Genomic DNA, 11,972 nt, shown 5'->3' on the forward strand with positions numbered 1-11,972 from the left:
CGCCTAGCTGCATTTACCCTTCCTGCCTCTTCCCCGAGCCCCGCCTATGTCCGCCCCCGCCTTTGGCCTGAACAAACCCCAGAGCGAAGCCGTTCATTACATGACCGGCCCCTGCCTGGTGCTGGCCGGCGCCGGTTCGGGCAAGACCCGCGTGATCACGCAGAAGATCGCGCACCTGATCGAAAGCTGCGGCTACGAACCCAAGAACATCGCCGCGCTGACCTTCACCAACAAGGCCGCGCTGGAAATGCAGGAACGCATCGCCAAGCTGCTCAAGGAACCGAAGCAGGCCAAGCACCTGACGGTGTCGACCTTCCACTCGCTGGGGGTCAAGATATTGCGCCAGGAGTCGAAGCATCTGGGGTTGAAGGATCGCTTTTCAATCATGGACAGCGACGATTGTTTTTCCCTGGTGCAAGAGCTGGCGGTGACCACCGACAAGGGTCTCATTCGCGGCATCCAGAACAGCATCTCGCTCTGGAAGAACGGCCTGGTCGACCCCGACCTGGCCGAGAAGAACGCCCGCACCGAAGACGAAGCCCAGGCCGCGCGCATCTTCCGCAGCTACGTGGCCACGCTGAAGGCCTACCAGGCGGTCGACTTCGACGATCTGATCCGGCTGCCGGTGGAGCTGTTTCGCAGCAACGAGGAAGTGCGCGACCGCTGGCAGCGCCGGCTGCGCTACCTGCTCATCGACGAATACCAGGACACCAACACCTGCCAGTACGAACTGGTCAAGCTGCTGGTCACCGGGGTCGGCAAGAAGCCGATGTTTACCGCCGTGGGCGACGACGACCAGGCCATCTACGCCTGGCGTGGCGCCACCATCGAAAACCTCAAGCTGCTGGGGGTCGATTTTCCCAACCTGCACCTGATCAAGCTGGAACAGAACTACCGTTCCAGCACCCGCATCCTGCAGGCGGCCAACTCGGTCATCTCCAACAATCCGAAGCTGTTCGACAAGACGCTCTGGTCCGAGCATGGACTGGGCGACCCGATCAAGGTGATGGCGATGGACGACGAAGAAGCCGAGGCCGACCAGATTGCCATCACGCTGTCGGCGCATCGCTTCGAGCGCCATGCCAAGTTCTCGGACTACGCGATCCTGTATCGCGGCAACCACCAGGCGCGCATCTTCGAAAAGGCCCTGCGCCGCGAGCGGATTCCGTATGTGATGTCGGGCGGCCAGAGTTATTTCGACCGCGCCGAGATCAAGGACATCATTGCCTACCTGCGCCTGATCGCCAACCAGGACGACGATCCGGCCTTCATCCGTGCCGTCACCACGCCCCGCCGTGGCATCGGCCAGGCCACGCTGGAAGTGCTGGGCACGGTCGCCGGCCAGTGGCAATGTTCGCTGTTCGAAGCCGTCTACAAGGGCGGGCTCGAAGACAAGCTGGTCGACCGCCAGTTGTACCCGCTGCGCAAGTTCTGCGACTTCATCAATGCGCTGGAGTCGCGCGCCACCCGCCCCGGTCCCTCCGGCAGCGGTGAAAACGCCGGGCTGGTGCTGGACGACATGATGGAAGCGATCAACTACGAGTTCTATCTCTACGACACCAACGAAGAGCGCAGCGCGCAAAGCAAATGGCAGAACGTGGTCGACTTCACCAATTGGCTCAAGGAACGCGCCTGCGGCGGCCGCGATCGCGACGGTGACGAAAAGAACCTGCTCGAGATCACCCAGATGGTGGCCTTGATGAGCATGCTGGAAGGTCGCGACGAAGAACAGGACGCCGTGCGCATGTCGACCCTGCATGCGTCCAAGGGACTGGAGTTTCCGCACGTGTTCCTGGTGGGGGTGGAAGAAGGCATCCTGCCGCACCGGGGCGATCCCGACACCCCGGCAGAAGAGATGGCGGCCCGCATCGAAGAAGAGCGCCGCCTGATGTACGTGGGCATCACCCGCGCCCAGCGCTCGCTGCACATTTCGTGGTGCAAGCGCCGCAAGCGCGCGCGGGAAGTGGTCGAATGCCAGGTCTCGCGCTTCGTCAAGGAGATGCGCCTGGAGGAAGACACCGCGCCGCCCGAAGAAGCCGAGGCCATGACGCCGCAGGCCCGCCTGGCCAATCTGAAAGCCCTGCTGCAAAAGCCGAGGAACACGCCCGAGCCGGGCTGAACCCTGCCGGGCGTTTCCCTGGTAACAACATCGGACCCTGATCGTTATTTTTTAGCATCGCCTGGCGCGGCTTTTTGCATTGCCGATAGGGCCGAAGCGGCTGAGCAGTTTACAATTTCGCCTTTCCAAAAAAAACCGGCGCTGGCCGCAGCGCTCCGACGATAAGGTTTCACCATGAGCAACAACTTCTTCCGCCACGCCCGCGCCCTGGCGCTGACCGCCGGTTTCATCGGCATGCTGGGCCTGGCCGCCTGTAACAAGGAGCAACCGGCCGCACCGCAAGCCGCAGCGCCTGCCGCGGCCAAGGTCTACCTGGTGGGCGTCGAGTCGGCCTATGCGCCGTTCTCGGCGGAAAACGAACAGAAGCAAGTGGTCGGCTTTGATATCGACGTCATGAAGGCGCTGGCCAAGCGCATCGGCATCGAGGTCAAGTTCGTGCCGACGCCGTTCGAAGGCTTCTTCAACTTCCTGGCGCAAGGCGATCGCGACCTGCTCATCTCGGCCATCACCATCACCGACGAGCGCAAGAAATCGGTCAGCTTCTCTGAACCGTACTTCGTTGCCACCCAGACCATCGCCGTGCCGGCAGCCGACACCAAGGTCAGCAAGATGAACGACCTCAAGCCGCTGACCGTAGGCACCCAGAGCGCCACCTCGGGTGACGAACTGGTGCAGCAGGTATTGGGCAAGAACAACGCCAAGATCAAGCGCTTCGAATCGACCCCACTGGCCCTGAAGGAACTCGAAGGCGGCGGCGTCGACGCGGTGGTGGCCGATGAGCCGGTGGTGAAGAACTACATCGCCAACAATCCCAACAGCAAGTTGCGCACCGTCACCGACGACACCTTCCCCAAGGAAGACTACGGCATCGCCGTGCGCAAGGACGACCCGGAACTGCTGGCCAAGATCAACAAGGGCCTGGCCGACATGAAGGCCGATGGCAGCTTTGCGGCGATCAGCGCCCAGTATTTCGGCAAGTGATCGTGTCCCGCAAGTTACGCATGCCACCGCATTTCAACGTCACAGAGTAGGCCATGGATTTCCGCTGGAGCATCATCGAAGGCTATGCGCCGCTGTTCGCCCAGGGCATGCTGGTGACGTTGCAGGTGTCGGCCGTCAGTATCGTGGTCGGCACCGTGCTGGGCTTGCTGGTGGGCATGCTGCGCCTGGCCGAGGTCCATCGCGGCGCCTGGAAGTGGCCGGTACGCGCCGCCCGCTGGCTGGCGGCGCTGTATGTGGCATTCTTTCGCGGCACGCCCCTGTTCGTGCAGATCATGCTGGTGCACTTTGCGCTCATGCCGGCGCTGGTGCATCCCGAGCACGGCCTGTTGATCTCGGGCGAGCTGGCCCGCACCATCAAGCAGGACTACGGCGCCTTCCTGTCGGGCACGGTAGCGTTGTCGCTCAATGCGGGCGCTTATATTTCCGAAATCTTCCGGGCCGGCATCCAGTCGATCGAGCGCGGCCAGTCGTATGCCGCCGCCAGCCTCGGCATGAACTACCTGCTGACGATGCGCTACGTGGTGCTGCCACAGGCTTTTCGCCGTATGCTGCCGCCGCTGGGCAACGAAGCCATCACGCTGCTCAAGGATTCCTCGCTGGTGTCGGCCATCGGCTTGGCCGAACTGGCGTATGCTGCACGCACCGTCGCCGGCACTTATGCCCGCTACTGGGAACCCTACATCACCATTTCCGTGCTTTACTTCGGCATGACCATCATCCTGGCGCTGCTGGTCGCCCGCCTGGAACATCGCTACAGCGCGCCACACCGGCGCTGAGCCTGGCGGGCGCCAGCGGCCCTAACAGAATCGCATGCAAAACCTGTCTTCTCTTTCTCCTGGCCAGCACGTGGCCGTGATCGGCGCCGGCCCGGCCGGCCTGATGGCGGCCGAAGTGCTGTCCCGCCACGGCGCCAGCGTCGATGTCTACGATGCGATGCCCTCGGCCGGACGCAAGTTCCTGCTGGCCGGTCGCGGCGGCATGAACATCACCCACTCCGAGGCGCTGCCCGACTTCCTGCCGCGCTACGGCGGCCGGCGCGACGAACTGGCGCCGTTCATCCGGCGTTTCGACAACGAACAACTGCGAGCCTGGATTCATGGCCTCGGCATCGACACCTTCGTCGGCAGCTCGGGCCGGGTCTTCCCGCTCGAGATGAAGGCGGCGCCACTGCTGCGCGCCTGGCTGCATCGCCTGCGCGAATCGGGCGTGCGGTTTCACATGCGCCATCGCTGGCTGGGCTGGGACGAACACGGCGCGCTTCGCCTGGCCGGGCCCGACGGTGAGATAACGGTCACCGCCAATGCCACTCTCCTGGCACTGGGCGGCGCCAGCTGGCCGCGCCTGGGCTCGGACGGCGCCTGGGCGCCACTGCTGCAACAACGCCAGGTCGATGTGGCGGCCCTGCAGCCATCCAACTGCGGCTTCGAACTCGACTGGAGCGAACACTTCAGCACCCGTTTTGCGGGCGAGCCGGTCAAGCCCGTGGTCGCCAGCGTGGCACGCCCCAACGGCGGCATGCACAATCGCCGGGGCGAGTTCGTGGTGACGGCCAAGGGCGTCGAGGGCAGCCTGGTCTATGCGCTATCGGCGCCATTGCGCGACGCCATCAGCGCGCATGGCTCGGTGCGCCTGCACCTCGATCTGCTCCCCGACTGGACGCTGGAAAAAGTGCAGAGCGAGCTGGCGCATCCACGCGGCGCACGTTCGATGTCCAGCCACCTGCAGAGCCGGCTGCACCTCAAGGGCGTCAAGGCCGGCCTGTTGCGCGAAGTGGTCAGCAAGGAAGACTTTGCCGATCCCGCCAGACTGGCGCAGGCGATCAAGGCGCTGCCGCTGACGCTGTTGCGACCACGCCCGCTGGCCGAAGCCATCAGCACCGCCGGCGGCGTCAGTTTCGAAGCGCTCGACGACGGCCTGATGCTGCGCGCATTGCCGGGCGTGTTCTGCGCCGGCGAAATGCTGGACTGGGAAGCCCCCACCGGCGGCTACCTGTTGAGCGCCTGCTTTGCCACTGGCCATGGCGCCGCGGCAGGCGTACTGGATTGGCTGGGCACCAACCCCAGCCACGTAACGCGAGAGGAAGCACACAAGTGAGCAGCGAAGACCGCATCATCGAGATCGAAATGAAACTGTCGCACCAGGAACACCTGGTCGATGAGCTCAATCGCACCGTCTATCACCAGCAGCAAAAAATCGACGAGCTGGAGATGCTGCTGGGGGCCTTGGCCAAGCGCTTCAAGGAACTCGCCAACGCCAGCGATGACCGCGCACCGGCCAACGAGAGGCCGCCGCATTACTAAGCCGCCATGGCCGCTGATCAACGTCGCATCGCCCACATCGACATGGATGCCTTCTTTGCATCCTGCGAGTTGTCGCGCTATCCCGAGCTGAGAGGAAAGCCGGTGGTGGTGGCGGGCCGCCAGACCCATGCGCCGCGCGATCTGCCGGATGGCACCCGCGAATTCTCGCGCCTGAAAGACTATGTCGGCCGCGGCGTATTGACCACCGCCACCTATGAAGCGCGCGCCCTCGGCGTGCATTCGGCGATGCCCACCATGAAAGCCGCCCGGCTGGCGCCCGACGCCGTGCTGCTGCCGGTCAACTTCGACCTCTACCGGCAATACTCGCGCCAGTTCAAGGACGCCATCCGCTCGGTCAGCCCGACCATTGAAGACATCGGCATCGATGAGGTCTATGCCGACATTTCATTTCTCGAGGACGACTCGGAGACCATCGCCCGTCGCCTCAAGTCGGCCGTCTTCGAGGCCACGCAACTGACCTGCTCGGTCGGCATCGCCCCCAACAAGCTGCTGGCCAAGCTGTGCTCCGACATGCAGAAGCCCGATGGCATCACCATCGTCACGATGGACGACCTGCCGTCACGCATCTGGCCCATGGAGGTCAGGAAGATCAATGGCATCGGCCCGAAGTCGACCGCCAAGCTGGAGAGCCTGGGCGTCAAGAGCATCGGCGAACTGGCCGCCTGCACGCAGGATTGGCTACTCGAGCATTTCGGCCAAAGCTACGGCCAGTGGCTGCACCGGGTCTCTCACGGGCTCGACAACCGGCCCGTAGTCACCCACAGCGAACCGGTATCGATGAGCCGCGAAACCACCTTCGAGCGCGATCTGCACGCCGTGCGCGACCGCCAGCAGCTGGGCGAGGTATTTACCCGGCTGTGCACCCAGGTGGCGGCCGACCTGGAACGCAAGGGTTACGTCTGTCGCAAGATCGGCATCAAGCTGCGTTTCGATGATTTCGAGACGGTCACGCGCGATGTGAGTTTTTCCGAGCCGCTGGGCGATGCCAAGGCGATCCGGCATGCCGCCGGCACCTGCCTCAAACGCATCGAACTGGATCGCTCGATCCGCCTGCTGGGCGTCAAGGCCAGCGGCCTGCAACGCCCTGGCGCTGAGGCGACAGAAGAATCGCAACAGTTCAGCCTCGACTTCAGCGGCACACCGGATAGCGTCTAGCCACGGGCGGCGGTGTAAAATGGCCGCTTTTGCCCGGACTCCTATGTGGTTCAAGAATCTGCAGATCTATCGCCTGCCAGCCCCGTGGGCAGTCAACCCTGATGAGCTCGAAGCGCAACTCGCGCCACAGGCCTTTACCGCCTGCTCGAGCATCGAAATGCAAAGCCAGGGCTGGGTGTCGCCACGCGGCAACGAGCGGCTGGTGCACGTAGTCAATCGACAACTGTTGCTTCAGCTGTCGACCGAAAAGAAGTTGCTGCCGTCGTCCGTGATCAACCAGGTCACCAAGGCGCGCGCCGCCGAGCTGGAAGAACAGCAGGGCTTTCCGCCCGGACGCAAGCAAACCAAGGAATTGAAGGAACAGGTCACCGACGAGCTGTTGCCGCGCGCCTTCTCGGTCACGCGCAGCACCTTCGTCTGGATCGATCCGGTCAACGGCTGGTTGCTGGTCGATGCCGGCAGCCCGTCCAAGGCAGAGGAAGTGTTGAAGCTGTTGTTCAAGGCGATTCCCAAGTTCCCGCTGGAAACCTTGCGCACCGTCATGTCGCCGGGCGCGGCCATGACCGACTGGCTGGCCAGCGACGAAGCGCCGTTCGGCTTCACCGTCGACCAGGACACCGAGCTGCGCTCGACCGGCGAAGGCAAGGCCACCGTGCGCTATGTGCGCCACACGCTGGAAGCCGATGACGTGCGGCGCCATATCGAGTCCGGCAAGCAGTGCACCCGCCTGGCGCTGACCTGGTCCGACAAGGTCTCCTTCGTGCTGACCGAGAACCTGTCGGTCAAGCGCATTGCGGCACTGGATGTATTGAAGGAAGACAGCGATATCGGCGGCCGCGACGAAAACGAACGTCTCGATGGCGACTTCCTGCTGATGACCGGTGAATTGGCCAAGCTGCTGTCGTCGCTGGTGGAAGCGCTGGGCGGTCAGTTGAAGGAAAACGAAGGCCAGATGCCCAAGGCCGCCTGAGGCAGCAACGCAATGACACTGGGGTCCGGCCTTGGCCGGCACGACGGCTGACTACTGATCACTCTCGCACCGTCGCCCTGACGAAAGTCAGGGCCCAGTGACTGAAGACTTATAAGTCTTCAGACGCAAGGCCAAGGCCTACGCTGGCACCGCCAGTACACTCTCCAATGGCAACATCGCCGGCCCGATCGTGGCCGTCAGGCGCGCGCTGGACAAACCATCGCGTGCGCCCAGGGCCATGCCGTTAAGAAACCCCGTATAGAAGTCTCCCAGCGCCGTGATGTCGACATCGGCGCGAATCTCTCCGTCCCGCTGCGCCTGCAGCAGCCGGGCGCGAATCTCGTTGCGACGCTGGTGCCGGCGTTGCGACAGCGCATCACTGTGTTCGGCGTTCTCGGGAGCACAGTTGATGGCCGACACCACCACCATGCATCCCCGCCCCGCCGGCAGGCCCGATGCGCTACTCTTGCCTGCATTCATGCGCACGCTGGCGCGCAGCATCGCGTACAGGTCTTCGCGAATCCCGCGCCCGGCATGCAGCTCGCGCAGCGGGCCGGCGCTGACGGTGCGCGAATAGAACTCGACCGCTTCGCGAAACAGCGCGTTCTTGTCGCCGAAAGCTGCGTACAGGCTGGGCGCCTTGACGCCGATGGCGTCGGTCAGGTCGGCCATGGTGGTGCCTTCGTAACCCTTGTTCCAGAACACCTGCATGGCCTGTTGCAATGCCTGTTCACGATCGAAACTACGGGGTCGTCCTCGGGGTTTTATCATCGGCGCTCCTCGGTGTTGCCATCTGTGGGGGCAGTGTAGTTTATTTTAATCTGCATTACAAAAATATCTGCGATGGACTTGAATAAAGCGCAAGAGGCTCCTATTATCTAATCCTCGTTACATAAATCAGACGAGAATTGATCAACCAACCTGCAATCATCTTCGTTTCACCGAGCAGTGACGGCGCCATAGAAAGGACACATCATGAGCCGCAAGACCCGAATAGAAAACTACCGCAACATCGGTATCAGTGCGCACATCGATGCGGGCAAGACCACGACCACCGAGCGCATCCTTTTTTATACTGGCGTCAATCACAAGATCGGTGAAGTGCACAATGGCGCGGCCACCATGGACTGGATGGAGCAGGAGCAGGAACGCGGCATCACCATCACCTCGGCGGCCACCACCGCTTTCTGGAAAGGCATGGCCGGCAATTACCCCGAGCACCGCATCAACATCATCGATACCCCGGGCCACGTCGATTTCACCATCGAGGTCGAACGCTCCATGCGCGTGCTCGATGGCGCCGTGATGGTGTACGACTCGGTGGGCGGCGTGCAGCCGCAGTCGGAGACCGTCTGGCGCCAGGCCAACAAGTACAAGGTGCCGCGCATTGCCTTCGTCAACAAGATGGACCGCGTCGGCGCCGACTTCTTCCGGGTACAGAAACAGATCGAGGAACGGCTCAAGGGCCGCGCCGTGCCGATCCAGATCCCGGTGGGCGCAGAAGACCATTTCACCGGCGTGATCGACCTGGTCAAGATGAAGGCCATCATCTGGGATGAGGCCAGCCAGGGCGTCAGCTTCAAGTACGAAGAGATTCCGGCCGAGCTGGCGGACAGCGCTCGCCAATGGCGCGACAACATGATCGAACAGGCGGCCGAAGCCAATGAAGCCTTGCTCGACAAGTACCTGTCGGGCACGCCGCTGACCGAGGACGAGATCAAGCTGGGCCTGCGCCTGCGCACGGTGGCTAACGAAATCGTGCCGATGCTGGCCGGTAGCGCCTTCAAGAACAAGGGCGTGCAGGCGATGCTGGATGCGGTAATCGATTACCTGCCGTCGCCGGTCGACGTGCCGGCCATTGCCGGCCATGACGAGGACGACGGCGAGATCGAACGCCATCCGGCAGATGACGAGCCGTTCTCGGCGCTGGCCTTCAAGATCATGACCGACCCGTTCGTGGGCCAGTTGACCTTCTTCCGGGTGTATTCGGGCGTGGTCAATTCGGGCGACACCGTCTATAACCCGGTCAAGGGCCGCAAGGAACGACTGGGCCGGATCCTGCAGATGCACGCCAACGAACGCAAGGAGATCAAGGAAGTGTTCGCCGGTGACATTGCCGCTGCCGTGGGCCTGAAGGATGTGACGACCGGCGACACCCTGTCGGATCCGGAGCATCCGATCATCCTGGAGCGCATGGTGTTTCCGGAACCGGTGATTTCGCAGGCGGTAGAGCCGAAGACTAAGGCCGACCAGGAACGGATGGGCATTGCGCTGGGTCGCCTGGCGCAGGAAGACCCGTCGTTCCGGGTGCATACGGACGAAGAGTCGGGCCAGACCATCATGTCGGGCATGGGCGAACTGCACCTTGAGATCCTGGTGGACCGGATGAAGCGCGAGTTCAACGTCGAGGCGACGGTGGGCAAGCCGCAGGTGGCTTACCGCGAAGCGATTCGAAAGGCGGTCGAAGACGTCGAGGGCAAGTTCGTCAAGCAGTCCGGCGGACGCGGCCAGTATGGTCATGTGGTGCTGAAACTGGAACCGCAACCGGCTGGCAAGGGTTATGAATTCGTCGACGCGATCAAGGGCGGCGTGGTTCCGCGTGAATTCATCCCCGCAGTCGACAAGGGCATCCAGGAGTCGTTGCGCGCAGGCGTGCTGGCGGGTTATCCGGTGGTTGATGTCAAGGCCACGCTGACCTTCGGTTCGTACCACGACGTCGACTCCAACGAAAACGCCTTCCGCATGGCCGGCTCGATGGCCTTCAAGGAAGCGATGCGACGCGCAGGCCCGATCCTGCTGGAGCCGATGATGCAGGTCGAGGTGGAAACACCGGAAGACTTCATGGGCAACGTCATGGGCGACCTGTCGTCACGGCGCGGCATGGTGCAGGGTATGGAAGACATGATCGGCGGCGGCAAGCTGGTACGTGCCGAGGTGCCACTGTCGGAAATGTTTGGTTATTCGACGACACTGCGGTCGCTGTCGCAGGGACGGGCTACCTACTCGATGGAGTTCAAGCATTACGCCGAGGCCCCACGGCAGGTAGTGGAGGCTTTGTCGGGCAATAAAACCAAGTAAGCTCAAAGGGGCTCTAGCAGTACCCCTTGCAAGTCAAAATGCCCGCTTCGCAGCGGGCATTTTTCTTTGGACATCCCTGGAATTTGTTTCGCGTCCACAAAAAAAAATGGACGAAAAAAAGCCCCGCTCAAAGAGCAGGGCTTTTTTATCTGGCGGAGCGGACGGGGCTCGAACCCGCGACCCCCGGCGTGACAGGCCGGTATTCTAACCAACTGAACTACCACTCCAAAACCGTCTTCAGCTGTCGGTGCTTGCTGAAAGACCGCTATTCTATAAGAGCTCTTTTAGAAAAGCCAGCACTTTGTCATCAATTCGACAAAAAAATTCAGGCCTTGAATTTACCCTCGAATGCCAGCGCCGACAGCGGCTCGCGCGGGCTAGGCAATTCACGTGCTTGCAGGCCTTCCGGCAGGGTCGACTTGTCACCCAGCTTGCCGATGACCACGGCCGCTTCCACCGAGTATTCGGCCGGCACGTTCAGTTCGACGCGCGCCTTTTCCTTGTCGAAGCCGGCCATGCCGTGCGCATGCCAGCCGGAGATGCTGGCCTGCAGCGCCAGGTAGCCCCAGGCCGAACCAGTGTCGAACGAATGGGTGCCCGATGGCACGACTTCCTTGGCGCCTGGCGGCAGCATCACCGTCTTCGACAACACCACGATCAGGACCGAACCCTTCTCGGCCCAGCTGCGATTGAATTCATTGAGCAGGCCCAGCAGGCTTTGCCATGCCGGCGTGCCACGGCGCGCATAGACGAAACGCCAAGGCTGCGCGTTATAGGCCGACGGCGCCCAGCGCGCAGCTTCCAGGAAAGTCAGCACCGTCTCTTCCGAGATATCGGAGCCATCATAGGCGCGTGGCGACCAGCGGCTGATGAAATTGGGATCGATCGGATGGTCGGCAATACGCGGATTGGAAGACATGCAGGCTCCTGTGGATGAGTCGTAAAAAAGAGGCATCTTAGCAGCGCCGCATCTTTCCTGCTGACGCGTCCCGAAGCTCATCCTTGACGCGATCGAGCGGACGTAAAAAAGCCCGCACAGCGCGAGGCCGGCGGGCTAAATCCAATTCTCAGGGGTGATGAATTGGAGGGGGAGGAAGCTCAGAATAACCACCCCCCTCCAGTCGGACCAATCTTTTTACACGCTGTAACATCCACCACAGAATCTTGACGATCGCATCGGCACTTGCGGGTCGCCTGAAACTTCTTGTTACGTTCGTCAGCATCTCGAAGCACCGATTTCCCGGAAGGCAAGGGCGCCAATTGATGGAAAAAGGGCAGACGCGAAAATGACTTCGTCGTCCCGGCGCATGCCGGGACCCAGCGGCTT

General features: G+C 62.3%; 10 protein-coding genes and 1 tRNA gene. 8 read left to right on the plus strand and 3 right to left on the minus strand.

Annotated features, from left to right (window positions below; translation table 11 throughout):
* Positions 1 to 46 precede the first annotated feature (46 nt).
* The 7 genes from LBW87_RS18705 to LBW87_RS18735 all read left to right on the plus strand — a co-directional run bounded on the left by LBW87_RS18705 (position 47) and on the right by LBW87_RS18735 (position 7,567).
* Positions 47 to 2,119, plus strand: a complete 2,073-nt coding sequence (locus LBW87_RS18705) for a UvrD-helicase domain-containing protein (RefSeq protein WP_225202976.1) — start codon at positions 47 to 49, stop codon at positions 2,117 to 2,119.
* A gap of 174 nt (positions 2,120 to 2,293) precedes the next feature.
* Entirely contained in the window at positions 2,294 to 3,100 is an 807-nt protein-coding gene (locus LBW87_RS18710; protein WP_225202977.1) for a basic amino acid ABC transporter substrate-binding protein, read from the plus strand.
* A 53-nt stretch (positions 3,101 to 3,153) separates the two neighbouring features.
* Complete coding sequence (locus LBW87_RS18715) at positions 3,154 to 3,897, plus strand: amino acid ABC transporter permease (RefSeq protein ID WP_225202978.1); 744 nt, start codon at positions 3,154 to 3,156, stop codon at positions 3,895 to 3,897.
* Between the two features lie 34 nt (positions 3,898 to 3,931).
* Positions 3,932 to 5,215 (plus strand): TIGR03862 family flavoprotein, encoded by a 1,284-nt coding sequence (locus LBW87_RS18720; RefSeq protein ID WP_225202979.1) that lies wholly within the window; start codon positions 3,932 to 3,934, stop codon positions 5,213 to 5,215.
* On the plus strand, positions 5,212 to 5,421 hold the full coding sequence (locus LBW87_RS18725; protein WP_225202980.1) for a SlyX family protein: 210 nt from the start codon (positions 5,212 to 5,214) through the stop codon (positions 5,419 to 5,421). The genes LBW87_RS18720 and LBW87_RS18725 overlap by 4 nt, the downstream gene beginning before the upstream one ends.
* Positions 5,422 to 5,427: 6 nt before the next feature.
* On the plus strand, positions 5,428 to 6,597 hold the full coding sequence (dinB, locus tag LBW87_RS18730) for a DNA polymerase IV (RefSeq protein ID WP_225202981.1): 1,170 nt from the start codon (positions 5,428 to 5,430) through the stop codon (positions 6,595 to 6,597).
* Positions 6,598 to 6,640: 43 nt separating this feature from the next.
* The gene (locus LBW87_RS18735) at positions 6,641 to 7,567 is read left to right on the plus strand and encodes a recombination-associated protein RdgC (RefSeq protein ID WP_225202982.1); all 927 of its coding nucleotides are present in this window, start codon (positions 6,641 to 6,643) and stop codon (positions 7,565 to 7,567) included.
* A gap of 138 nt (positions 7,568 to 7,705) precedes the next feature.
* Here LBW87_RS18735 and LBW87_RS18740 read toward each other — a convergent pair whose 3' ends face one another.
* A complete protein-coding gene (locus tag LBW87_RS18740; protein ID WP_225202983.1) occupies positions 7,706 to 8,338 on the minus strand; it encodes a TetR/AcrR family transcriptional regulator in 633 nt (210 codons plus the stop codon).
* A 204-nt stretch (positions 8,339 to 8,542) separates the two neighbouring features.
* Between LBW87_RS18740 and fusA the strand changes: the two genes are divergently transcribed.
* Complete coding sequence (gene fusA, locus LBW87_RS18745; protein WP_225202984.1) at positions 8,543 to 10,645, plus strand: elongation factor G; 2,103 nt, start codon at positions 8,543 to 8,545, stop codon at positions 10,643 to 10,645.
* Between the two features lie 150 nt (positions 10,646 to 10,795).
* Here the strand turns inward: fusA and LBW87_RS18750 are convergent.
* Both LBW87_RS18750 and LBW87_RS18755 read right to left on the minus strand, forming a co-directional pair.
* Positions 10,796 to 10,872, minus strand: a tRNA-Asp gene (locus tag LBW87_RS18750).
* Between the two features lie 98 nt (positions 10,873 to 10,970).
* A complete protein-coding gene (locus LBW87_RS18755; RefSeq protein ID WP_225202985.1) occupies positions 10,971 to 11,564 on the minus strand; it encodes a nitroreductase family protein in 594 nt (197 codons plus the stop codon).
* Between the last annotated feature and the right edge of the window lie 408 nt (positions 11,565 to 11,972).

Origin of the sequence: Herbaspirillum sp. alder98, assembly GCF_020179755.1 — a bacterium.
Taxonomy (GTDB): Bacteria; Pseudomonadota; Gammaproteobacteria; order Burkholderiales; family Burkholderiaceae_D; genus Herbaspirillum.